The 25,398-nt window shown below is 48.0% G+C and carries 19 protein-coding genes and 1 pseudogene; 7 read left to right on the top strand and 13 right to left on the bottom strand.

Annotated elements, in window-relative coordinates; translation table 11 throughout:
• Positions 1–21: 21 nt before the first annotated feature.
• The 9 genes and pseudogenes from TBC1_RS11365 to TBC1_RS11325 form a co-directional block, all read right to left on the bottom strand.
• Positions 22–873 (bottom strand): beta/alpha barrel domain-containing protein, encoded by an 852-nt coding sequence (locus TBC1_RS11365; protein ID WP_062042349.1) that lies wholly within the window; start codon positions 871–873, stop codon positions 22–24.
• Positions 874–968: 95 nt separating this feature from the next.
• Positions 969–1,334 carry a four helix bundle protein gene (locus tag TBC1_RS11360; RefSeq protein WP_062042346.1) on the bottom strand — a complete coding sequence of 122 codons (366 nt, stop codon included), beginning with the start codon at positions 1,332–1,334 and terminating at the stop codon, positions 969–971.
• Positions 1,335–1,409: 75 nt separating this feature from the next.
• Positions 1,410–2,555 carry an acyl-CoA dehydrogenase family protein gene (locus TBC1_RS11355; protein WP_062042343.1) on the bottom strand — a complete coding sequence of 382 codons (1,146 nt, stop codon included), beginning with the start codon at positions 2,553–2,555 and terminating at the stop codon, positions 1,410–1,412.
• Between the two features lie 210 nt (positions 2,556–2,765).
• A pseudogene (locus tag TBC1_RS11350) lies at positions 2,766–3,143 on the bottom strand (GxxExxY protein).
• 214 nt (positions 3,144–3,357) lie between these two features.
• Positions 3,358–5,340 carry an acetyl/propionyl/methylcrotonyl-CoA carboxylase subunit alpha gene (locus tag TBC1_RS11345; protein ID WP_062042341.1) on the bottom strand — a complete coding sequence of 661 codons (1,983 nt, stop codon included), beginning with the start codon at positions 5,338–5,340 and terminating at the stop codon, positions 3,358–3,360.
• Positions 5,341–5,446: 106 nt separating this feature from the next.
• On the bottom strand, positions 5,447–5,803 hold the full coding sequence (locus TBC1_RS11340) for a four helix bundle protein (protein ID WP_062042337.1): 357 nt from the start codon (positions 5,801–5,803) through the stop codon (positions 5,447–5,449).
• Positions 5,804–6,082: 279 nt separating this feature from the next.
• On the bottom strand, positions 6,083–6,874 hold the full coding sequence (locus TBC1_RS11335; RefSeq protein WP_062042336.1) for an enoyl-CoA hydratase-related protein: 792 nt from the start codon (positions 6,872–6,874) through the stop codon (positions 6,083–6,085).
• Between the two features lie 87 nt (positions 6,875–6,961).
• Positions 6,962–7,336: a four helix bundle protein gene (locus tag TBC1_RS11330; protein ID WP_062042333.1), complete on the bottom strand. Its 375-nt coding sequence runs from the start codon at positions 7,334–7,336 to the stop codon at positions 6,962–6,964.
• Between the two features lie 59 nt (positions 7,337–7,395).
• Complete coding sequence (locus TBC1_RS11325; RefSeq protein ID WP_062042330.1) at positions 7,396–9,003, bottom strand: carboxyl transferase domain-containing protein; 1,608 nt, start codon at positions 9,001–9,003, stop codon at positions 7,396–7,398.
• A gap of 760 nt (positions 9,004–9,763) precedes the next feature.
• On the opposite strand from TBC1_RS11325, the gene TBC1_RS11320 reads away from it, so the two are divergent.
• Complete coding sequence (locus tag TBC1_RS11320; protein WP_062042327.1) at positions 9,764–10,138, top strand: GxxExxY protein; 375 nt, start codon at positions 9,764–9,766, stop codon at positions 10,136–10,138.
• Positions 10,139–10,577: 439 nt separating this feature from the next.
• On the opposite strand, the gene TBC1_RS11315 is transcribed toward TBC1_RS11320, so the two are convergent.
• Positions 10,578–11,420, bottom strand: coding sequence for an MBL fold metallo-hydrolase (locus TBC1_RS11315; RefSeq protein WP_062042324.1), 843 nt, complete (start codon positions 11,418–11,420; stop codon positions 10,578–10,580).
• A gap of 875 nt (positions 11,421–12,295) precedes the next feature.
• On the opposite strand from TBC1_RS11315, the gene TBC1_RS11310 reads away from it, so the two are divergent.
• Together TBC1_RS11310 and TBC1_RS11305 are read left to right on the top strand one after the other, a co-directional pair.
• A complete protein-coding gene (locus TBC1_RS11310; protein ID WP_062042321.1) occupies positions 12,296–12,709 on the top strand; it encodes a GxxExxY protein in 414 nt (137 codons plus the stop codon).
• Between the two features lie 534 nt (positions 12,710–13,243).
• Positions 13,244–14,341 (top strand): gamma-glutamyl-gamma-aminobutyrate hydrolase family protein, encoded by a 1,098-nt coding sequence (locus TBC1_RS11305; RefSeq protein WP_062042318.1) that lies wholly within the window; start codon positions 13,244–13,246, stop codon positions 14,339–14,341.
• A 100-nt stretch (positions 14,342–14,441) separates the two neighbouring features.
• Here the strand turns inward: TBC1_RS11305 and buk are convergent, their stop codons facing one another.
• Entirely contained in the window at positions 14,442–15,515 is a 1,074-nt protein-coding gene (gene buk / locus TBC1_RS11300; protein WP_062042315.1) for a butyrate kinase, read from the bottom strand.
• A 20-nt stretch (positions 15,516–15,535) separates the two neighbouring features.
• On the bottom strand, positions 15,536–16,441 hold the full coding sequence (locus TBC1_RS11295; RefSeq protein WP_062042312.1) for a phosphate acyltransferase: 906 nt from the start codon (positions 16,439–16,441) through the stop codon (positions 15,536–15,538).
• Positions 16,442–16,727: 286 nt separating this feature from the next.
• On the opposite strand from TBC1_RS11295, the gene lnt reads away from it, so the two are divergent.
• The 4 genes from lnt to TBC1_RS11275 all read left to right on the top strand — a co-directional run bounded on the left by lnt (position 16,728) and on the right by TBC1_RS11275 (position 21,928).
• Positions 16,728–18,344 (top strand): apolipoprotein N-acyltransferase, encoded by a 1,617-nt coding sequence (gene lnt, locus TBC1_RS11290; protein ID WP_062042308.1) that lies wholly within the window; start codon positions 16,728–16,730, stop codon positions 18,342–18,344.
• Between the two features lie 636 nt (positions 18,345–18,980).
• A complete protein-coding gene (locus TBC1_RS11285; RefSeq protein ID WP_062043030.1) occupies positions 18,981–20,126 on the top strand; it encodes an acyl-CoA dehydrogenase family protein in 1,146 nt (381 codons plus the stop codon).
• 68 nt (positions 20,127–20,194) lie between these two features.
• Complete coding sequence (locus tag TBC1_RS11280) at positions 20,195–20,944, top strand: electron transfer flavoprotein subunit beta/FixA family protein (RefSeq protein WP_062042305.1); 750 nt, start codon at positions 20,195–20,197, stop codon at positions 20,942–20,944.
• A 21-nt stretch (positions 20,945–20,965) separates the two neighbouring features.
• Complete coding sequence (locus TBC1_RS11275) at positions 20,966–21,928, top strand: electron transfer flavoprotein subunit alpha/FixB family protein (RefSeq protein WP_062042302.1); 963 nt, start codon at positions 20,966–20,968, stop codon at positions 21,926–21,928.
• Positions 21,929–22,007: 79 nt separating this feature from the next.
• Here TBC1_RS11275 and TBC1_RS11270 read toward each other — a convergent pair whose 3' ends face one another.
• Entirely contained in the window at positions 22,008–25,352 is a 3,345-nt protein-coding gene (locus tag TBC1_RS11270) for a PKD domain-containing protein (protein WP_062042299.1), read from the bottom strand.
• Between the last annotated feature and the right edge of the window lie 46 nt (positions 25,353–25,398).

The following is a 25,398-nucleotide window of genomic DNA, read 5'->3' as shown; positions in this document are numbered from 1 at the left end:
TGGTTCTATGGAAGGTAAAATTCAGTAACCGGTGGTGATGGCCTGAATGATTTTTTCCCGGTTGATGGTATGGCTGGCCTGTTTCCCCTCAAGGAAATCCAAAAGGTTCAGGGTATTGAGGTTACCCACCAGTTCATACCCTGTCATAGGGCATCCGCCGATGCCGTTGATCACTCCTTCGAACCAGCGGCATCCGGCATCCCAGGCGGTATGCAGTTTGGCTTCCCACTCTCCGGGGCGGGTGTGGATATGTAATCCGAATTCAAAACCCGGAAAATATTCAATCAGTCCGGCGTAAACCTCACCGATCTGCGATGCCGTGGCAATGCCAATCGTATCGGCCAGGGTAATGGTGCTGATGCCTTTACCTGCCAGCATTTCAATATGTTTTTTAAGCAGGTCAAGACTCCAGGCTTCCCCGTATGGGTTACCATAGGCCATGCTCATAAAGACGCGCAGTTCACGACCATGATCCTTACATAGCGATAAAAGTCCGTCGATGGTCTCGTTTGCCCCGGAAATGCCGGTATTAATGTTTTTTCTGAGGAATGTTTCCGAGACGGAATACGGAAATCCGAGCAGATCAACCTTTGGCTGAGCAACGGCATCCCTGCCGCCGCGCATATTCCCGACAATGGCCATTAATTTCGACCGGCTTCCGGTTTTATCCACCAGCCTGAGCACTTCATCCTGTCCGGCCATTTGCGGCACCGCCTTCGGCGACACGAAACTCCCGAAGTCAATCACATCAAATCCCACTTTTAACAGGGCATTGATGTATGCCGCCCGTTTCTCCGGAGCAATCACGTAAGGCAACCCCTGCCATGCGTCGCGGGGGGACTCGGTGAGTTTGATGAGTTTATCTGGTTTCATAGTTTTTTGAGTTGGGACGAGGGACGCCCCTTCGGCTGCGCTCCGGGTCCGGGCCGAGGGACGATGTGCTTTTTTAAGAAACACGTCCGATCAGATTAATGTTTTGACTTGTCCTCCAGTGTTTGTATCGCTTTAGTTTCCATTGAAATAATTTCATCCAGCTTCAGAATTCTGGAATTGATTATTTCCGGGGTTAACAGTTTGTTACATTTTCGGTACCACCCTTTTGACTCCCTTGCAGAACCACGGCTGATCCGGAGAAATTGCGGGTATTCCTTTCCAAAACCTCTTCCATATCCTTCTTCAGTATTTGAACTGATTGAGCCTACGGACCTGACCATTTGCTTTGCGATTTCTTTTCCTCTGAAATCCAGCATCAGGATTTCAGTATCAGTCCACATCTCATCCCATAGCTCCAGGGATAGCTTGTAGAATCTGATATCATCCAACCGATCAATCATAAAAGGAAATTTTAATTGAATTAATTATTTATACTCCCTCGTCCCCCGTCCCTTTTTCCGTCCCTCGTCCCTCCTTCAGCACCCGATATACCTCGAAATCACCAGCCGCTGAATCTCCGAGGTGCCTTCACCTATCTGAAGCAGGCGCTGGTCGCGGTAGAAGCGTTCGATTTCGTAGTCTTTCATCAATCCGTAGCCTCCGTGAACCTGCACGGCTTCGTCGGCCACCTCTCTGGCGATTTCGGAGCAATAAAGTTTTGCCATGGCCGATTCCATGGCGAAAGGCTGGTTAGTATCCTTCAGCCAGCAGGCTTTGTAGAGCAGGTTTCGGGCAAGTTCTATTTTCATCGCCATATCGGCCAGTTTAAAGGCGATGGCCTGGAATTTTGAGATGGGTTGTCCGAACTGTTTCCGTTCTTTGGCATAGTTCAGGGCAAGTTCGTAAGCTCCCTGCGCGCAGCCGAGTCCCATGGCTGCAATGGAGAGTCTGCCCGAATCGAGCGTTGAAAGCATGATTTTGGAGCCTTCACCTACTTTTCCCAGCAGATTGGATTCCGGAACGCGGCAGTCGTCAAAGAAGAGCTGCGAGGTATCAGAGGCCCTCCACATCATTTTGCCGTGCATGGTTTGCCGGGTGAATCCGGGAGTGTCTTTGTCGACCAGTATGGTGGTAAACTCTTTCTTCCCCTGTTTTTCGCCGGTTACGGCCTGTACCGTCGCGCCCATGGAGTTATCGGCTGAGCCGTTGGTGATGAATATTTTGGAGCCGTTGATGACCCATTCCCCGTTTTCGAGTGTGGCGCGGGTTTTTGAACCGCGGGAGTCAGATCCGGCATCCGGTTCGGTAAGTCCGAAGGCCCATAGGGCCTCGCCCGTACAGAGCATGGGCAGGTATTTCATTTTCTGCTCCTCGCTGCCATAATAGTAAAGGGGACCGATTCCCAGGGAATTATGGGCTGCCAGCGTAGCAGCCTGTGAGCCGTCGACGCGTGCAATCTCCTCAACGGCAATAATGTAAGCAAGGTAGTCCATGCCCTGACCGCCATATTTCTCCGGAAGGTAAATGCCGAAAAGGCCAAGTTCACCCATTTTGCGGGTAAGTTCGGGGGAGAATGTCTCCTTTTCGTCGAGCTCACGTGCCAGCGGCCTGATTTCCCGCTCTGCAAACTGCCGGACCGTCTCCCTGATCATCCGGTGTTCTTCACTAAGATTGTAGTCCATATCGCACTGTTTTGATTTTCTGAGGTGCCTCGCGCCAAGACGCTGAGTTCAATAAATTTAGGTTTTTTCTCACGCAACGACTCAAGGACGCAAAGGTTATTTGATTTTCTTTCGGGTCTCACGCAAATCTGCCCAACGGCAGATGGGGTCACATTGAAGCAATGATTAATTGATTTTCCCGTGCTTTTAATGCACTAAGGTAATTGTTTATTAAAGATGATTTGCAATTCTTTGAAACCCATCCTTTAACAAACTTGCGTTGAAATTAACCAGTAATCCTAATTTTAATCCGGTAATTTTCAGATAAGTCAGTACCTGCTTTTGATGAACCGGATTAATTTCACCGATAGATTTCAATTCAACAATAACTTTATTTTCAATAATAACATCAGCCCGAAAACCCGTTTCCAGTTTCAAACTCTCCTATACTACAGGAATTGATTTTTGTCTTTCAAACGATAAATCCAATTTATTTAATTCATAAGTCAGGATTTCTTCGTAAACAGATTCTAAAAGGCCAGGCCCTAAAACTTTATGAATCCTGAAACAAATATCCCAGACAATTTTAGCAATTTCGTTTTCGGTCATAATAAATGATTTAATTGTTTTTGCTAGCGTACCTCCTGTGATCTTTATTTCATTATTTGTTGATGTGACAAATCATCAGTTTTTCAATACTGAAAAACAACGTTGCGTCTTAGCGTCCTTGCGTGATTCTTTTTTTTTCACGGCGAATAAAGGATCTTACAGTTTATTCAATACAGAAAAACAACGTTGCGTCTTAGCGTCCTTGCGTGATTCTTTAAGACGTTGTGTCCAGGTTCACCAAAAGCGCGGAGCCGTCCACGGTATCGCCTTCCTTTACGTACAGGCGTTTTATCAAGCCGTCGGCCGGACTCAGGACGTTGTTTTCCATCTTCATGGCTTCAACAACCAGCAAAACCTGCCCTTTATATACTTTCTCGCCTTCCGGAACATTCACCTTTATCACTTTGCCTGGCATGGGCGAGACAATTTTGCTCAGGTCGGTCTGAAGTTCTCCAGCATTGAAGACATCCACATGTTCGGGTCGGGCCATGTCAGCCCTTTCAAACTGAAACTGAAATCCGCAGTTATTCACCGTGATCACGCCCTTCTCATCCGCGCAGGCATGAAAACTGTAGCTTAATCCATCCAGAATCAGATAGGATGCTGAATCGTCTTCGCGCAGCAGCGCCTCCGTTAAGGCATTGTTCTCACGGATCTTTATCTTTCCCGGGGTTATGGAAATGAAATTCAGCTGGTGCTCCTGCCCGTCCAGCCGCAGTTTTGGTTCCGGGAGGTTTCGCCAGTAGCCTATAGTCTGCCAGACGCTGTCCTTCTTTTCATCTTTGATTTTAAGGCTCTCCAGCAATCCCGCCAGCAGTGGAATCCGCGGATCGACCGAAGCTTTAAGCGTTTTTACATGTCCGATCAGATGATCGAGTTCGTCGTCGATATACCGGGTGGTGATTGCATTGCGGATAAACGAATCGTGTTGTACAAGTCCGCTAAGAAAAGGAATATTGGTTTGTATGCCCTGAACGACGAACTGGCTCAGTGCATGGATCATCAGGCCGCGGGCATCTTCCCGTGTTTCGCCCCGGGTAATGAGTTTGCCGATCATGGGATCGAAGGCGCTGTGAATTACCCCCTTGCCTTTGATTTCCATGCTGTCGACCCTTATATGCTGACCGGCCGGCTCACGATACAGATGAATTTTTCCGGGTGAGGGCATAAAGTTGTTAAACGGATCCTCCGCGTAAATCCTGCATTCAATGGCATGTCCTTTCTGTACCAGGCCAGACTGTTTAAACCTGAGTTTCTCTCCGTTGGCGATGCGGATCTGCTCTTCTACCAGGTCAACGCCGGTAGTCAGCTCAGTTACCGGATGCTCCACCTGTATGCGGGTGTTCATCTCCAGGAAGTAATAATTCAGGTCTTTATCCACCAGAAATTCAATGGTTCCTGCGCTGTAATAGCCTATGGATGAAGCGAGCAGCACGGCCGATTCCCCCATCTTTTTCCTGACTTCGGGTGTGAGGGCCGGGGAGGGGGCTTCCTCTATGATCTTCTGATGCCGGCGCTGTGCGGAGCATTCACGTTCAAACAAATGCACCATATTGCCGTGCTTGTCGCCGAGTACCTGAAACTCGATGTGCCGCGGACCTTCGATGAACTGTTCGATATACACCGTGCCATCGCCGAAGTAATTCAATGCTTCGCGCGAGGTATTTTCAAGTGCCTGCCCGAGTTCTCCGGGCGTACGGACGATGCGCATGCCCTTTCCGCCTCCGCCGGCTGCCGCTTTGATAAGCATGGGAAACCCGACCTTATCGTAATTTGCAAGCAAATAATCCGGGGCACCGGTAACCCCCGTGGTAACCGGAACACCCAGTTTAACAGCTGCTTCGCGGGCGGCAATTTTATTCCCCATCGCCCTGACCGAAGCTGCCGAGGGCCCGACAAAGGTGATGCCTTCGCGTTCGCAGGCTTCTGAGAACAGGGGATTTTCGGAGAGAAACCCGTATCCGGGATGTATGGCGTTTGCCCCCGTTTTCTTCGCAGCGGCAATGACGGCTTCAATATTCAGGTAGGTTTCCGACAGATTTTCTCCGGGAAGCAAAACCGCCTCACCGGCCTGCAGCACATGCTGCGCGTCCCTGTCGTGATGTGAATACACAGCCACCACCGGAATACTCATACGACGGGCGGTTTTCTGGATGCGGAGGGCGATTTCGCCGCGGTTGGCTATAAGAAGTTTCATGGAGATTTCGGATTTTGGAATGCGGATTTCGGATTGCTTGTCATTTTGCTGGTTTTGCCTTTGTAAGAAGTTTAAAGCAAAATCCCGGGTTTTTGTTTAATCACCACTATCTTAATGTTTTTCTTGAAGTTTTGATTGATGCCACCGTAATTGCAATTATTTCAGAGACCTCCTTCAGTAATGGCCCAACTTCTTCTTCACGGGCAAGATTTATTGCTTTTACCAATTCAAGCCAAAGTTCTGTTTCATCTGCTTCTTCTTCAACAATCCCCATCTTGGCAATAAAATCTCTGGCTGATTTAGCCCTGCATGCTGCCCGGTAATTTGCTGCCGTTGAAGTTGCAGATTTAATGATTTGATATGCGATCACTTTGCTTTCCTGACTAATCGGGAATCCTTTTGTAAGTCTGATTACTGCAATTACCAGGTTCATTAGTCTTTTTTGCATTTCATACTTATCCATGACTATTGTGTTTTAAAATGTTTAGAAAATGATTTGGTTTTCTGTATAAAAATTATTTCACAATTTGTTTTAAGATCGCCGTCCAGGTCACAATTTGAAATTTGCAATCCCTGGGTTTCCCGTGATGAGAAGCTTTGTATGGCAGGCACAATCCGCAATCCGCAACCGAACGAAAGTGGGCTCACCTTAGGCAATCCGCAATCTCTCGTTAATCGGCTATCACCGTCTCTCGTGACAAGCGCAATCCACAATCCACAATCCGCAATCCGCAATCAGAAATTATAAATTCCATCTAGCTTTTCTTTTCTCCAGAAACGCCGCCATCCCTTCCTGGCCTTCTTCCGAGGCGCGGATTTCGGCGATGATGCGGGCGGTGAAGCTGAGCGCCTCTTCCAGGTCTATTTTGTTGCACACCTCATCGATCAGGTTTTTGCAGTGCGCCATGGCTTTGGGGCCGCTGCTCATCAGCAGGGCGATCAACTCGTTCACGTGGCTTTCCAGCGCATCCGCAGGGAGCGATTTGTTGACCAGCCTGAAGTGTTCGGCCTCTTTCCCTTTAATGCGCTTTCCGGTAAGCATAAGCTCACGTGCCCCGTATTCTCCCACGCGTTTGATCACATAGGGCGAAATACAGGCGGGTACGATGCCTATTTTAACTTCGGAAAGCGAAAAAACCGTTTCGTCATCGCAAATGGCTATATCGCAGGCAGCAAGCAGTCCGTTGGCTCCGCCTATGGCCGCTCCGTGCACCACGGCAATAGTGGGTTTCGGACAGTTGTAGATGGCGTAGAAACATTCCGAAAGCTGCAGACTCTCTTTGTAATTCTGTTCGTAGCTGTACTTCACCACATCGCGCATCCAGTTGAGGTCGGCTCCGGCACAGAACGACTTCCCGCGCCCGCGGAGCAGCACTATCCGGATGTCGTCCATCTTACCGATTTCCGTGAAGATCTCGAGCACTTCCGAAATCATTACCTCGTTAAAGGCATTGTGTATCTGCGGGCGATTCAGCCAGACGGTTGCTGTCTGGTTTGTAATTTCGGTTTCGAGGGTGGTGTATTTTAATTTCATGATTGATTTTTTAAGAATGAAGAAGTAAGAAGTAGGAGGTAGGAAGTAGGAAGCAGGAAGTAGGAAGTCTGTTGAGAAAAAGGTATGTTATTTCCATCTTTCTTCAAGTCGCCAGAGTTTGCCTCCTAAAGTTTCATAATCTGGAAAAAGGGAATCGAATTGTTCAATTGAAATGTACTTGCAGTCACGGGCAAACATTATCCAGGATTTGGTTTCTTCAAGAGAGCCATTGGCATCTACTAATTGTTTTTTAAAAGAAAGCGGATATTTCCTCTTCCCCCAGCCTTCAGCAATATTGGCAGCAACGGATCTCGATGATCGCCTGATTTGATCTGTCAATGAGTATCTTTCTTCAACCGGGAATCCGGCGCTTATCCAAAAAACATCCATTGCAAGCTTATGGGCTAACCGATATACTTCAAGATCCATAAATGATTTTATGGGATTAAATCCTGTTTCCATAATATCCTGTTTATTAGTGATTAACAATTTTTTTCTTACCTCCTACCTCTTACCTCCGTTTACATCCGGAACACCCCGTACTTCGTCTCCTCCCACAGCTTATTCATCGAAGCAGAAATGCCCATGGCGATAATTTTCCGGGTATCCACCGGGTCAATAATCCCGTCGTCCCACAGCCGGGCGGTGCTGTAGTAAGCGGAGCCTTCTTCCCCGTACTTTTTCAGGATGGATTGCCGCAGGGCTTCCTTTTCGGCTTCGGGCAGGGTTTTGCCCCTGGTTTTGAGTTGCTCTTCCTTTACGGTGGTAAGGACACCGGCAGCCTGTTCGCCGCCCATGACCGATATTTTGGCGTTTGGCCACATAAACAGCAGCCGGGGTTCATAGGCACGGCCGGCCATGGCGTAATTTCCGGCCCCGAACGAACCGCCGAATACCACCGTGAACTTGGGAACACGGGCATTGGCGACGGCATGAACCAGTTTGGCTCCGTCGCGGGCGATTCCCCGGCGTTCATAATCCCGCCCCACAATAAAGCCGGTGATGTTTTGCAGGAAAAGTACGGGAAGCTTCCGGGAGGTGCAGAGTTCGATAAAGTGGGCGCCTTTAAGCGCTGTTTCGCCGAAAAGTACGCCGTTGTTGGCCAGTATGCCCACCGGAAATCCCATGATGTGCGCAAACCCCGTGGTAAGGGTAGGGGCATAGCGGGCTTTGAATTCATGAAAACGGCTGCCGTCAACCATGCGGGCGATGATTTCTTTCGAGTCAACCGGCTTGCGCAGGTCAAGGGGAGCAATGCCATACAGCTCTTCCGGATTGTAGTAAGGTTCTTCAATGGGCTGGAGATCCAGCGGCTGACGGGCGGCAGGTTTAAGGGTCCTGAAGATATCGCGGCAGATGCGGATGGCATGCTGGTCGTTCTCAGCCATATGATCGGCCACTCCCGAAATGGAGGTATGCACGTCGGCGCCCCCCAGCTCCTCGGCGGTGACTTCTTCGCCGGTTGCGGCCTTTACCAGGGGAGGGCCGCCGATAAAAATGGTTCCCTGGTTACGCACAATGATGGTTTCATCGCTCATGGCAGGCACGTAGGCGCCACCGGCGGTGCAACTGCCCATCACGATCGCAATCTGGGGGATCCCTTCGGCCGACATTCTTGCCTGGTTGAAGAAAAAGCGCCCGAAATCGTATTTATCCGGAAAAACCTTTGCCTGTTCGGGAAGGAAAACCCCGCCAGAATCCACCATATACACGCAGGGCAGGTGGTTTTCCATGGCAATTTCCTGGGCACGCACGTGTTTTTTGATGGTTTCCTGCACATAGGTCCCTCCTTTTACGGTGGCATCGTTGGCCACGATCATGGTTTCACGGCCGTGGATTACACCGATACCGGTAATGATTCCGGCCGACGGGAACTCATTGTTGTGAATGCCGAAAGCCGCCAGGGTTGACAATTCGAGGAAGGGCGTGTTGGGGTCGACAAGCAGGTCAATGCGCTCGCGGGCAAGCAGTTTGCCGCGTTCCTTGTGTTTCTTCACGGCCTGTTCGGGCGCTCCGTGAATGGCCTCGGCCATGCGCTGCCTGTATTGCCCCAGCAACTGCTGAAAGGCTTCAGAATTCGAAAGGAATTCCGCCGATTTTGTGTCAATTTTCGATTCGATGCGGTACAAAGCGGGAGGGTTTAAGTGTTTTCCGGTTAATTGATTGCTAATTTAGGGAAATATAGCGTAAACATTTAAACAGCCGGGAATATGTGTTGTTCATAACCGGCTTTCTCAATCGGGACCGGAATCAGAACATACGTCCGTTGTCCGGCTGACGAAGCCTTCCAAATTGATTGTGTTCAGCATAGTGTTCCTTTAAAGGCTCTAATCTTATTATGTCGTAAAATTTTCCTTACAGTGAATTATCAAAACCGGATCACTTTTTTCAAGGGAAGAAGCTTCAAAATTCCTTGATGCAAAAAGGAAGCAATCCTCAACAAACCGGTGAGCAGATTTAATCAGATGTTCAGGATAAATACATAATCGAGATGTTAGGTATTTACAACTCCGACATTCGTGTTGAATTTTCCACCTTAATCCATTTCTCCGTACTCGCCAGGGTGCAGTATCCGGTATAAAGGTCGTGTCCGAAAAACAGCACATAATCCTTGTCCACGGCTTCTTCCAGAAAAGCCTCTTTTTCAGCGGGCGGGTGTCGTAGCTCATCACCCAGGGCAGGGGCAGGTGGGCCGGGGATAGTAGCTGCTTAATGGCAGTTTCATACATGACCGTTTCCGGGAATGGATTCTCATTATTTTTGTTATAATCCTTAGGTCGAATAATTTGTAATAATTGATAATCAGCGTTACCGGGTAACCGGGCTGTATGTTAGCGAACGTTACTAGAAAAAGAACTATAACAACACCTCTAATTTATCATAGAAATCATGGAAATTAATCAAATAACAGACAAAATCATCGGGTGTGCCATAGAAGTGCACAAAGCCCTTGGACCAGGTTTGTTAGAATCGGCTTATGAGGAATGTCTTGATTTTGAACTAAGAAATGCCGGATTCTTCACACAAAGGCAAGTTGCAGTTCCTGTTGTATATAAAGATATAAAACTTGAATGTGGTTACAGGATTGATATTCTCGTTGATAATAAAAAAGTTGTGATCGAACTAAAAACCGTCGATTTTTTTTCTCCGGTTCATGAAGCCCAAATATTAACCTATCTGAAGTTTTCAAGGAAGGAGATCGGGTTGTTAATAAACTTTAATGTTAAGCTTCTTAAAGATGGTATACGAAGATATCGTATGTGAAGTTTATTTTGCTGTTACACATAGTACACCGGGGGTTTCACTGCTTAAAACAGAGAGGGATTTGAATCTCTGTGAAACAAAAAAGTTACACAGAGTGCACTGAGGCTTCACGGAGCAACACGGAGAGGGATTTGAATCACTGTGAAACAAAAAAGTTACACAGAGCACACCGAGGCTTCACGGAGCAACACGGAGAAGAATTTAAAACTCTGCGACCCTCTGTGACTACTCTGTGATCCTGTGTGAAACAAAAAAGTTACACAGAGCACACCGAGGCTTCACGGAGCAACACGGAGAAGAATTTAAAACTCTGCGACCCTCTGTGACTACTCTGTGATCCTCTGTGAAACAAAATAAGTTACACAGAGAGCACTGAGGTTTCACGGAGCAACACGGAGAAGAATCTAAATCTCTGTGAAATAGAAAATTTCCTTCCGGTTTATTGCAACTCCTTCAACCTCATAGCCTTATCCACCTTAATCCCCTTTTCCGTTCGTGCCAGGGTGCAGCATTCTGTATAAAGGTCGTGCTCGAAAAATAAGACATAACCTTTGTCCACAGCTTCTTCCAGAAAAGCCTCTTTTTCATCCAGGGTGATAAGCGGGCGGGTGTCGTAGCTCATCACCCAGGGCAGGGGCAGGTGGGCCGCGGTGGGCAGCAGGTCGCTGGTAAACACGATGGTTTTACCCTTGTATTTTATAAACGGAATGGCCTGCCCGTCGGTATGGCCGTTGTAGAAGCGGACCCCGATGCCCGGGAAAAGTTCACCGGGATGATCGAATAATTTAAGGCGGCCGCTTTCTTCAATGGGCTGTATGTTTTCTTTCAGAAATGAAGCGCTTTCGCGGCGGTTGGCATGCATGGCCCATTCCCACTGGGGAGCGCTGATCCAATAAGTGGCATTTGGAAAGACAGTTTCAAACCCGCTGCGGTCCGCTTTGTATTTTACACTTCCCCCCGCATGGTCGAAGTGCAGGTGGGTGAGAAACATATCGGTGATGTCTTCGGGTGCAAACCCGGCCGCCGCCAGGGATTTTATCAGACTATCGTCGCCGTTGAGATGGTAATGGCTGAAGAATTTTTCGCTTTGTTTGTCCCCGATGCCGTTGTTGATCAGAATTCTGCGGTCTCCGTCCACCACCAGCAGACAGCGCATGGTCATATTGATCATGTTGTTTTCGTCGGAAGGGTAATGTTTGCTCCACAACGATTTGGGGACAACGCCAAACATGGCGCCGCCGTCAAGCTTGAAATTTCCTGTCGGGATAGCGAAAAGTTGCATAAATTGAATAATTTAGCTGATTAACAACGGGAAAGGTGTTTTGTTGATAGGCTGCATACCGCATGGGGCAAAAAATTGTTAACCATAACAGTGACAATAAGACATAATAGATTGTTTTCAGGGAATTCAGCATTCAATGATTCAAAACTATAATCTCATCAACCTTAAATCTCATCAACCTTAAATTAGTGCATGAACCTAATGTGTTCTAATGCGTCTACTGTGGTTATTTTATTTAATAGATTTGGAGAAATATGGCAAGTTTCTTTTCACCACAATAGACACAATAGGACACAATAGATCAGGTTAGAAGGCCGGAATGAACATAATCAAAATGACTCAATCGTTTAAAATAACATCAACCAATGTTAATACTAAAACCTAATGTGTGCTACTGTGCCTAATGTGGTTCTACTTAATTAGATTCGGGCGAATATGGTTAGTTTCTTTTCACCACAATAGACACAATAGGACACAATAGATCAGGTTAGAAGGCCGGAATGAACATAATCAAAATGACTCAATCGTTTAAAATAACATCAACCAATGTTAATACTAAAACCTAATGTGTGCTACTGTGCCTAATGTGGTTCTACTTAATTAGATTCGGGCGAATATGGTTAGTTTCTTTTCACCACAATAGACACAATAGGACACAATAGATCAGGTTAGAAGGCCGGAATGAACATAATCAAAATGACTCAATCGTTTAAAATAACATCAACCAATGTTAATACTAAAACCTAATGTGTGCTACTGTGCCTAATGTGGTTCTACTTAATTAGATTCGGGCGAATATGGTTAGTTTCTTTTCTCCACAATAGGCACAATAGGTCACAATAGAGCACAATGAAAAATATTCTAACAGATACAAGATGACACAAAAGTACCTGAATGAGTTAACTCATACCGTTATTGGAGCTGCAATTGAGGTTCATAAAGAAATTGGGCCTGGATTGCTGGAGAGTGTATATGAAAAATGTCTGGCACATATGCTCAAAGAAAAAGGGCTTCATCTGGTAACGCAGCAAAGGGTCCCTCTTATTTTCAGGGGACTGCATCTTGATTGTGATCTTCGCTTTGATCTGATGGTTGAAGATTCCATCATTGTTGAAATAAAAGCTGTTGATGGATTATTGCCAATCCATGAAGCTCAGTTGCTTACCTACTTAAAGTTGCTTGAAAAGCCCAAAGGAATTCTGATTAATTTTAACTGTATGAATATCTTCAAAGAAGGACAAAAAACCATGGTTACAGAGCTATACGCATCTTTGCCCAAAGGGTACTAATGTGCTCTACTGAGCCTAATATGGTTTATTTTGTAGATTTGGGAGAATATGGTAAGTTTCTTTTCACCACAATAGACACAATAGAACACAATAGATCAGGATACAAGGCCGGAATGAACATAATCAAAATGACTCAATCCTTTAAAATAACATCAACCAATGCTAATACTAAAACCTAATGTGCTCTACTGTGCCTGATGTGGTTCTTTTTAATAATTTGGTTAAAGTGAGAGAAGTATTTTTCACCACAATAGACACAACTTGTCCCGGCTACTTTGCCGGGAATAGGACACAATAGATTGGTTTCAGGAAATGCGAAATTCATTGTTTCAAACTGTTGAAGTAACATCATCCTAAAGTAAATATATAAACCTGATGTGCTCTACTGTGACTGATGTGGTTATTTTTCTTAAGCAGAAACACTCTTTTCAAAAATCCCATTTAGTTGTCGTCTTTTTTATATGAACTTTGTGCCGGAGTCCGGAATGAAGTAACTTTAAACTTTGGTAATCGGGATTATTCCAACAAATAGTCATGAGAAAAACAGTTTTAATCTTTGTTATCATTCTTGCCGGTCATTTATCATCGGCTCAGCAATATTTCAACACCCCTGCTGCCACCGGCGATCCTGTGCTGGTGCTGATGAACCCGACCGTAAATAATCTGAAGACGGTGTTTTTCCTGATCGACAACGGCATTTTTCCGCTGCCGGAGGACTACCGGCTTGTGGGATTTTATCACACCGCCCAGGCGTACGATTTCAGCCAGTCCGCCGGCTTTATCCGGGAATCGGGCAGGGAAGGCGTCTTTCTGCATGCCTGTAGCGGATTGCCAGGTCACCGGCTTTACGGGGAAAACCCGTGCAGCGATGATTTCCGCCTTGTTTTTGAGAATTCAGCGGGCGTTATCTTCTTCGGTGGCCCCGATATCCCCCCGGCGTTTTACGGGGAGGAGACCAACCTGCTGACGGCGATCACCGATTATCACCGCCATGCTTTTGAAGCTTCCTTTCTGTTTCATCTGACCGGCGGCTATCAGGATGATGCGTTCAATCCCCTGCTGGAACAAAAACCCGATTTTCTGGTAATGGGCATCTGCCTGGGTATGCAAACCATGAATATAGCTGCCGGGGGTACCATGATTCAGGACATCCCGACGGAAATATACCAATTAACCACCGCTGAGCAGGTCCTGGCCATGGAACAGGACAATCGGCACCGCAATTACCATACGCAGTTCGGGCTTGACGATGCGCTGATGTGGGGAAGTTTTCACCGGATTAAAATTACCCGTCCCGAAAAACTGAAGTTTCTCACTGCAGGCTCTGCCCCGCACCCGGGCGTGCTGAGCAGTCATCACCAGGCCGTTGAAAAGGCCGGCAAAGGGCTGGAGGTGGTTGCTACTTCCATTGACGGAAAAATTCCCGAGATTCTTCTGCACAGCCGTTATCCGAACGTAATTGGTTTTCAGTTTCATCCGGAGCCGGCACTTCTGTATAAACCGGATGAAAAGCTGAAGTTTGATCCGGACAAACCGGCCGCAATGTCATTTATTGACCTTTATCCGGAGGCGGAAGGAGAAACGTTCAACCGCAATATATGGAAATGGGCCGCCGATCGCTTGTCGCGTTGAAAAGACGAAGTTCCCGGCATAAAAAGTGGTGTATCCAGAGAATGAATACACCGCTTCTTGTAAGATGCAGCTCAAATTGAGCCGAATCCGGCTTATGCTATTAATACTCTTTTACTTCAATTTCACCTTTCAGCACCATCAGTCCGTTGACGGCGAGCGCCCGCATTTCGTCTTCGCCGGGATAGACATGAACCGGTCCGATTTTGTACACGCGTTCGATCACCTGGTTAACAAACCATTTGCCGTGGGCGATGCCGCCGGTGATCAGGATTCCGTCAACCTCACCCTTGAGCACCGTACTCATGGCGCCGATGGCTTTGGCCACCTGAAAGGCCATGGCTTCGAAGATAAACTTCGCATATTCATCGCCGGCCATTGCCCGTTGCTCCACCTCGTAAGCGCTGTTGGTACCCAGGAAGGCGGCCAGTCCGCCTTTGCCCTTGATCATCGTAAGGATTTCCTTCTGGGTATATTTACCGCTGAAGCAAAGTCTTACAAGATCGGCAGATGGCAGGGTGCCGCTGCGTTCGGGCGAAAACGGGCCTTCCCCGTCGAGTGCCTGATTTACGTCAACCACCTGACCCTTACGGTGCGCGCCCACGCTGATGCCGCCCCCAAGGTGGACCACAATCAGGTTAAGGTCTTCGTATTTCCGCATAATGGATTTGGCATGCTGGCGGGCAATGGCTTTCTGGTTCAGGGCATGGAAAATCGATTTGCGGGCAAATTCGGGATGTCCCGATACCCTTGCATGCGGCTCCAGTTCATCCACCACCACCGGGTCGGCAATGAAAGCCCGGGCGTTGGGCAGGCTCTTTGCAATATCATCGGCAATAAATCCGCCGAGATTACTGGCATGCTCGTCCATCGGACTGTTGGCCATATCGTGCTTCATGGCTTCATTGACCTCGTAAACCCCGGAGGGGATGGGTTTGGTAAGCCCGCCCCGGCCAACCACCGCCCTGATGCTGTCCATCTCTATGCCGGCTTCTTCCAGTTGCTTATAAATGATCTCCTTCCGGAAATTATACTGATCCGTGATCTTATCAAAACCGGAAAGCTCTTCGGTTGAATGGGTTATTGTACGCACAAAAACCGGATTGGTGCCATTAAACACGGCAATCTTCGTACTTGTAGAGCCCGGATTGATGGCTAAAATCCTGAATTCTTCCATGTCGGATAATTTAAGGCGGTTTACTTCGCGATCAGCGCTGCCAGGGCAATGCTGTAAAGTTTTGTAAGGGCGCTGTCGCCGCGCGATGACAACACGCAGGGGACACGGGCGCCGGCAACAAATGCGCCCAGTTCGGCCTTTGCAAGCTTGGTATTGGCTTTATAGAAAACATTTCCCGATTCAATATTGGGGAAAAGCAGGCAGTCGGCGTCCCCGGCAACGGGCCCGGAGAGCTTCTTGATCTGCGCGGATTCCTTGTCGATGGCTGCATCCAGCGCCAGCGGGCCATCCACATAAGCACCGCTGATCTGACCACGGTCGGCCATCTTCGACAGCAACGCTGCTTCGGCACACGAAGGGATGCCCGGAAGTACCTGCTCCGAAGCGCTGATAACGGCCACTTTCGGCTTTTCAATGCCAAGCGCCTTGGCGGTATTTACCAGATAGTTCAGGATGGCAACTTTTTGCTTGAACTCCGGCAGGGGGATAATGGCGACGTCGCCCACAATCATTAGCTTCTCATAGTTCGGGTTCTCAATCACGGTAACGTGGCTGAGAATTGCGCCCGGATCCATCAGTCCATTCTCTTTGTTAAGAATGGCTTTCATGTATTTGTCGGTGCTTACCAACCCTTTCATCAGCAGCTCACCTTCCCCGTCGTTGATCAGCTTTACGGCAACGGCGGCAGCTTTTCCTTCGTTGGGCTCGTGCACCAGGCGGAATTTTTCGGGATTTATATTTAACTGCCCGCATACCTGCAGCATGGTTTCTTTATCTCCCACAAGCGTCCCTTCAACAATGCCCTTGTCAACAGCCTCACTCACAGCCTCAATGGTATGTGAATCATTTGCATAGGCCGCTACCAGCCTTTTTTTGCTTTTCGACTTCAGGACTTCAAACATCTGGTCCAGTTTCGTTATTGCCATGTAATCCTCCGTTTAATGGTTGGTTGGTTATGTAAAAATATTGATAATGCGATACTTGCAACTAAAAGTTGTGCAAAATTACCAATTCTGTGTTAATTTGCTAACAATAATCGGTTCCCCGTCAAAAAGTTTTTATTTTTATGAAGCAGCGGTTCTGACGGAACTTTTGTACCGGTTTTTTGGTTTCTAATAGCTGCAAAATTGTTTCTTTAGCAACCTGAGTAAATATTCATTTGATGATTATTCCACCGGGTTTGATAATTTTGCCTGAACAGATTCCCGATTCATGAAAAAGCCACCGTTTCTCTTATTTTATTCCCTGATTTCAGGATTGTTATTCTCCCTGGCCTGGCCGGCCAATGGATTCCCGCCCCTGCTGTTTGTGGCTTTTGTCCCCTTGCTGCTGATGGAGGGTTATTTCCTGTCGAACAGAAGCAACAACCATTCTTTCGGGATTTTCTTCCGGGTATGGCCTGCATTCATTATCTGGAACGGCCTCACCACCTGGTGGATTTACAATTCCACCTTCTTCGGGGTAACCATGGCTGTGCTGATCAACTCGGTATTCATGTCGCTTACCTTCTGGCTGTTCCATTTTATGCGCCGCCGGCTTAAAAATCCTTCGCAGGGATACCTCGGATTAATTTTTGCCTGGATTTCCTTCGAATTCCTTCACCACCACTGGGATCTTAACTGGCCGTGGCTGAGTCTCGGAAACGGTTTTTCGGCCTGGCCTTCGTGGATGCAGTGGTACGAATTTACCGGCATGTTCGGCGGAAGCCTGTGGGTACTCGTAATCAATATTCTTATTTATAAAATCATACAGTCATGGCTTGATGGAACATCTTTAAAGATTGCGTTCCGGAAGTTGTGGCTGCCTGTTGCGGTGATGGCGCTGCCGCTGGCGGTTTCGCTGCTGATGTATTACACTTACCGCGAGAAAACAGCCCCTGTTGATGTGGTGGTGGTTCAGCCCAACATCGATCCGTATGAAGAACAATATGAGCTGCCGGCCGATTTAGTTATAGAACATGCTACCAAACTGGCGCTCACCAAGGCCGACAGCCTCACCGATTTTGTTGTTTTTCCCGAATCCATGGTTCAGCCCAACTGGTCGTCGGGTTTAATGATCTGGGAGAACGATCTTGATAATCATCCCACCATCAATATGTTCCGCAACGGGCTGCTGAAAGAACTCCCTCTGGCTGGCATCGTGGTGGGATACTCTACCTACCGCTCCTATGAGCCCGGAGAAGCGATTCCACCTACAGCCAGAAAATTTAAAAACAGGGATGGATATTACGATGCATTTAACACTGCATTCCTTTTCAGAAACTATCCCGACCTGCAGCGCACCCACAAATCGAAGCTTACCCCCGGGGTGGAGCTGATGCCTTTCCCCTGGTTGCTGAAGCCGCTGGGCGATTTTGCCATTGATTTGGGCGGAACGGTCGGTCAGCTCGGAACCGACCCCGAAAGAATCCCGTTCACCATCAACGACACCTTAAAGATCTCCCCGGTAATCTGTTATGAATCGGTTTACGGGGAATTTGTGGCCGGGTTTGTGCGCAACGGCTCCAATATGATTTTTGTGATTACCAACGACGGCTGGTGGGGTAATACCGCCGGGCACCGGCAGCATGCGCTGTTTTCTTCGGTAAGGGCCATCGAAACCCGGCGCAGCGTGGCCCGCTCGGCCAACACAGGAATCTCATGTTTTGTAAACCAGCGCGGCGACATCATGCAACCCACCCCCTACTGGGAAACCGCAGTAATCAGGCAGGAAATAAATGCCAATGATAAAATTACCTTTTATGTGCGCTACGGCGATTACATTGCCCGTGGCTCGGTGCTGGGCTTGGTGCTGCTGTTGCTGGTTGCGGTAACTCAGAGGAGGAGATAACAATATTAGCTGATTAGAGGATTAGAGGATTAGCTGATTACTTGATTAGTTGATTAGTTGATTAGTTAATTAGTTAATTAGTTAATGTATCGCTGTGCAAGGTGTGAATTTTCATCGCGCTGTGGAATGAAGCAATATGATAAAGCTGATCCTGTTAGCTAAATACAACATATACAGATATTTATATTGTTGAATACATGGACTTCAAAAAGTTCCAAAAGTAAAAAGTGGATTAGACATCAAACGGTTGTCTGAATTCCCACCACCATTGGCTGGGGAAGCCTAATCCGCATTCCGCACTCTGCAATCCGAAATCTCTCGTCCCTCGCCCCTCGTCTCGGTCCCTGAGCGGCGGTTGTTGAGCGCAGCCGAAACAAGTCGAAGGGCCGTCCCTCGTCCCCCCTTCCCGCAATCGTTTGCAAAAAATTCCCTTTACAATACATCTATATTGGTAAATATGATTACCTTAGCGGCAGTAAGGCCGCAGAAGCCTGCCCTTTTTCTTCGGCAAATCAGGGTATAGAATATCATGACCAAATGCAATAAAACCATGAAAAAGGCTGAACACATTGTTTAGTTTTCTTGTTTATCAGGCATTTCAGGTATTTTATCAAAAAATTAACAAATTTCCCGGCTATGAATTTTGAATTTTCGGAAGAGCAGTTGATGATTCAGCAGGCTGCCCGCGATTATGCCCAGCGCGAACTGATTAAAGACGTGATTGAGCGCGACACCCACGCCATTTATCCCACCGAACATGTAAAAGCCCTGTCGGAACTGGGTTTTATGGGTATGCTGGTGGACCCGGAATACGATGGAGGCGGTATGGATACCGTTTCGTATGTGCTGGCCATGGAAGAAATTTCAAAGGTTGACTCTTCGGTAAGCGTAGTCATGTCGGTGAACAACTCCCTGGTTTGTTACGGAATTGAAAAATTCGGCACCGAAGCGCAAAAGGAAAAATTCCTGAAACCGTTGGCACGCGGCGAAAAAATCGGCGCATTCCTGCTTTCGGAACCCGAAGCCGGATCGGATGCCACTTCACAGCGCACCACCGCCGAAGACAAGGGGGATTATTACCTGCTCAACGGAACCAAAAACTGGATTACTAACGGAAATACTGCCGGAACTTACTTAGTGATTGCCCAAACCCATCCCGAAAAGGGGCACAAGGGAATCAACGTGCTGATCGTTGACCGCCACTCACCGGGCATCAGTGTTGGCCCGCATGAAGACAAAATGGGCATGCGCAGCTCCGACACCCATTCGGTGATGTTTAACGATGTAAAAGTACCTAAAGAAAACCGCATCGGTGAAGATGGATTTGGGTTCAAGTTTGCCATGAAAACCCTGGAGGGCGGCAGAATCGGCATTGCAGCCCAGGCCCTGGGCATCGCCTCAGGGGCGTTTGAAAGGGCGGTCAAATATTCCAAGGAAAGAAAAGCATTCGGAACCGAAATTGCCAACCATCAATCGGTAGCCTTTAAGCTGGCAGATATGGCGGTTAAGATCGAAAATGCCCGCAACCTGTGCCTGAAGGCTGCCTGGCTGAAGGATCAGGGAAAACCTTACGGCTATGCCAGTGCCATGGCCAAATACTATGCCGCCGAGATTGCTATGGAAGTCACCACAGAGGCAGTTCAGATTCACGGCGGATACGGATACGTGAAAGAATACCACGTGGAACGCCTGATGCGCGAAGCCAAACTCACACAAATCTATGAAGGAACCTCCGAAATACAGCAAATCGTCATTTCGCGGCAAGTCCTCAGTGAATTTTAGATTGCGGATTGCGGATTGTGGATTTCGGATTTATCCTCAAATCAACTAATCAACTAATCAACTAATCAATGAACATCCTTGTTTGTATAAGCAATGTTCCCGACACCACCACCCGCATCAAATACAGTGCGGACATGAAAGCGGTGGATTATTCGGGCGTGCAGTGGATCATCAATCCCTGGGACGAACTTGCCCTTACCCGTGCCATTGAGCTGAAAGAGGCCAATCCAGCACTGGTTCAGAAAATAACCGTAATAACAGCCGGAGGCGCTGATGCCGAGCCTACCCTGCGCAAAGCACTGGCCTGCGGTGCCGACGACGCCATCAGGGTGGATGCTGCGGGCGGCGATTCGCTGTTTACTGCAACTCAGTTAGCACATGCCGTAAAAGGGGAACCTTTTGATGTAATCCTCTGTGGCATTGAGTCGAGCGACTACAACGGATCGGCCGTGGGTGGAATGCTTGCCGAACTGCTGGATTACAATTCCGTTTCAGCAGTCAGTTCGCTCAACCTCGAAGGAAACAGCGTTAAAGTAACCCGCGAAATTGACGGCGGCAAGCAGAGCATAGAAACCTCAGCACCGGTAGTTCTGATTGTACAGAAAGGAATTGCCATCAACCCGAGAATCCCTTCGATGCGCGGAATTATGACCGCCCGCACCAAACCCCTGAAAGTGGTGGCTGCAGCTGCTGCGGCTCCGGGCAGTAAGGTTGTCGGTTACCAGGCGCCTCCGCAGAAATCGGCCTGCAAGATGATTGACCCGGAAAACATGGATGAACTCGTTCACCTGCTGCACACCGAAGCAAGGGTTATTTAACCAACTTTAAATCAATACGATATGTCAGTACTCGTTTATATAGAAAACTGGAACGGCAAGTTCAAGAAGAGCACCTGCGAACTTGTTTCATACGGCAAACGTTTGGCCAACGGATTGGGTGGCAGTCTTACCCTTCTTTCCATAGGCAGGGTGGCTGAAGATGAATTGAAGAACCTCGGAGCCTATGGTGCCGGAAAAATACTTTCGGCAGAAACCGATGCTCCGCTTGATGATAAGGCTTATGCATCACTGATTGCCTCTGCTGCTCAAAACAGCGGGGCAACACTGGTTGTAATGGCCCACAATGTAACCGGAAAAGCCCTTGCGCCCCGCGTGGCCGTGCGGCTGAATGCCGGACTGGTAAGTGCTGTGAACGGATTGCCGGTTTCATATCAGCCTTTTGTGGTGAACCGAAAAGCCTTTTCGGGAAAGTCGCTGATGCAGGCTGAGATTACTTCCGATATTAAAGTCATCACCCTGTCGCAGAACACTGCCGGGATCGAACCTTTTGCAGGAAATGCTGCGGTTGAAACCATGGATGCATCGGCAGTAACAAGCGGAATTAGCGTATTGTCGACCGAGGTGCAGACAGGAAAGATCCTCCTTAGCGAAGCCGATGTGGTGGTATCCGGAGGCCGTGGAATGCGCAGCGCCGACAACTGGAAACCCCTGGAAGAACTTGCAGGGGTGCTGGGTGCGGCTACCGCCTGTTCGAGGCCGGTTTCCGACGAGGGGTGGCGTCCGCATCACGAGCATGTGGGACAAACCGGTAAAGTGGTTGCCCCCAATCTTTATTTTGCGCTCGGAATATCAGGAGCCATTCAGCACCTGGCCGGCATCAGTTCATCGAAGGTAATTGTTGCCGTAAACAAAGACCCCGAAGCGCCCATTTTTTCCGCTGCCGACTATGGTATCGTTGGCGACCTGCAAACGGTGCTTCCAAAAATGACAGAAGCGTTCAGAAAGCTTAAAGCCTCATCATAAAACTGCGTTGTACAAGAAATCAAAACCCCGGCACAATTTTGCGCCGGGGTTTTTTTGGTATCAATCATCTATGGTCAGATCATTGTTTAATGAATTTTCGCTGAACTGGCAGATATCCCTCTGATTTAATTTGAATTACATAAACACCTTTAACCAGGGCGCTGCTATTAATGGCGATCCGGTTAAAATTTCCGCTCATAGTAGAGGATTCGTTGTAAATTATTCTGCCCCGGAGGTCTGTAATTGAAATCATTACAGTTCCGCTTACCGGGGCATTCACATCAAGATAGAGCATTTCACCAACCGGGTTGGGGTAAACATTTCCGGTTCCGGATTTGAGAAGATTGTTTTCATCGAGTCCCAGGGCGCTGATTTCGTTGGCTGAAACCACAAAGTTTACACTTGCCTGAGCTGTTTCATCCGAAAGCATTACCACCATAACCTGGGTGGTTTTGCCGGCCATTTCAGCATGAACGGTATATTCACCGAAAGGAAGATTGCTGAAAGTAAACGTGCCGTCGCTGTTTGAGAAGGTATAGGCAACAGGCAAACCTGTGCTGTTGAATAAAACGATTTCAACATTGGCGGCAGGGGTACCCCCTGATTTAAAATTACCGCTCCAGTTGATCGTTCCGGAAATACTTCCTGTACCTTGTGCCCAACTTGCTACAGAAACAAGGTTGACCGGATACCACCCGTTGGGCTCGCCTGTTGTAACTATGGTTGCTCCCTGCCAGGTGAGTGAACTTGTGTAATAAGTTGGCAGATAGTTAAAGAATGCTGGATCATCCGGTGTCAGCATGGCATAGATGTAGTATGACCCGGCAGGGACGCCGCCAAAGTTATAGATACCTCCGCTATCTACTTGTGATTGAGCGAAGTAGTAATTTGTTGCGCCTATCAGCCACACTTCACCTGATTGCGCGGGTGCGTTTCCGGCAATGACGCTGCCTGAAATTGAACTTTCACCGGCAAAGTTGCCTGCAAAAATCTCCATACAGAATGAGCTTTGGCAAAGGTTGGTCGAATCCCAGATGGTGAGACAGGCTGTATAAATACCACCAGTGGTGTATGTATGTATAGGACTGAATTCATCAGAAACTGTTCCGTCGCCAAACGACCATTGCTGGTTGGTAAATCCCGGTGCTGATGTATTGATAAACTGATAAGTGAGTGATGAATTCGTTGAGTCGGCCGGGTAAGCAAAGAATGAAGCCTGGCAGCCCGGCTGAATAATATCCACCCAAATCTCCTGACAGGTCTGATCCCAGCAGTTGTTCAGGGAGTCACTGATAGTAAGGCAGGCCCAATAGATGCCTGGCGCTGTATAAGTATGCACAGGATTGGCTTCAAAAGATTGCTGGCCATCTCCGAAATCCCACAATCTGAATGAGTGATTGCCCTGCGACAAATCAGCAAAGTAATAGGTGTATCCAGCCGTATCGGGAACTGCTGACATCACCGCTTCACAGTTTCCGCCGCCGCCTGGGAATATCGTCTGACAACTAACGCCCGTGCAACTGTCGGCAGGGTTAGCTGAAACAGTGGTGAGGCATACATTATATACCATACCCCATGCAAATTGGAAAGTATGACTGACCTGCTGACCGGTTGCGGTGGAACCATCCCCGAAATCCCAGAAATAGTCAGCCTGTCCGCCACTCACCAGGTGACCGGTGAACAGGTAAGTGTTCCCGTCGTTGGTAACCGCTTCAAAATAATTGTCGCACGGAGACGGAATTTCAAAGAAAACCTCCTGACAGGATATGTAACTGCACATTACGCCATCAGGCCCCGTGCCCGTTGTGGTCAGGCAAACCGTGTAAACCTGCGACGGGTCCGAAAAGCTATACGAAACAACCTGTCCGGATGCGGTAGTTCCATCGCCGAAATCCCAGATCCAGGATTCAATCTGATTGTTTGATTGTCCGTTCATTGCCCAGCCTTCGAAAGTGTATCCCGTGCCTGTTGAATCGGGATAATACCAGAAATAGCTTTCGCAGGGTGAAGGGAGGTAAATAAAGACCTCCTGGCAGGAAGTATAGGTGCATGGCTCATTATCAGGGCCTGTGCCGGAAGTGGTGAGGCATACGGTGTATATTTCATAGGGGTTGGAAAATGTATGTGTTACAGATTGGCCAGTTGCGGTGGTTCCGTCGCCGAAATCCCAGGTCCATGATTCAACCTGGCTGCCCATGGTATAGCCCTCGAAAGTGTAACCCGTGCCTGTTGAATCGGGATAATACCAGAAATAGCTTTCACAGGGTGAAGGGAGGTAAATAAAGACCTCCTGGCAGGAAGTATAGGTGCATGGCTCGTTATCCGGGCCTGTGCCGGTAGTGGTGAGGCATACGGTGTAGATTTCGTTGGGGTTGGCAAACGTATGTGTTACAGATTGGCCAGTTGCGGTGGTTCCGTCGCCGAAATCCCAGGTCCATGATTCAACCTGGCTGCCCATGGTATAGCCTTCGAAAGTATAACCCGTGCCTGTTGAATCGGGATAATACCAGAAATAGCTTTCACAGGATGAAGGGAAGTAACTAAAAACTTCCTGGCACGAAACCGAGGTGCAGACATCTCCATTCAGGATGCTGGTTGTGGTCAGACACACATTATGGACCATATTGGTATCGGCAAACTGATGGAAAACAGTCTGTCCGTTTGCGGTTGTGCCATCACCGAAATCCCAGATATAGGACTCAGCCTCACCATTCATCACAAAGCCTTCAAATGTATATCCTGTACCTGATGAATCAGGCCAGTACCAGAAATAGTTTTCACAACCACCCGGGTTGATCGATCCTGCATCAACCGGCATACAGAAGCTGCTGTTGCATGAACTGTCGTTGCTGCTGATGTAGAGACAGGCGTTGTAAAGACCCGGTTGTGAATAGGTATGTACCGGGTTTTGTGCTGACGATGTATTCCCGTCGCCGAAATCCCAGAACCAGCTGTTGATTATGACTCCCGGAGCCGGATAACTTTCATCGAAAAAACTGACCGTAAGCATATCGTTTGAGCCCGGCATATAGCGGAACAAGGCAGTGCAACCTGATCCCATATTGCCACAGATGTATAAATCCAGGATTATCTGCTGCATGCCTGGAAGGATGGCAGCACTTTGGGTAAACATCATTCCATTACAATCTGCGGTGGAAACAGTGACGGATAATGGTTCAGTACCGTAATAGTAAGGCAGGTTATCGGAATAATAACCTGCTCCGTCTGTAATTACTTCGTTGAAGTACCCGGGATAATTCATACTGTCGACCGATACAAATACAGACTGATTGACGACCGGTTCGCCGGTCTGTTGGTTCAATACATGTCCCGAAAGGACAATATACGGTTGCTGACCATAGGTATACACAATTCCCGTCATAAAGAGGAGCAGCAAAAGAGTCAGGTTTTTGATTTTTTTCATGTTGTAAAGGATTACAAATAGGGTTAGTAAATCCGGCTTTCTTTTA

It is taken from the genome of Lentimicrobium saccharophilum (assembly GCF_001192835.1).
Classification (GTDB): domain Bacteria; phylum Bacteroidota; class Bacteroidia; order Bacteroidales; family Lentimicrobiaceae; genus Lentimicrobium; species Lentimicrobium saccharophilum.
This window is presented reverse-complemented; position numbering and strand designations above follow the sequence as displayed.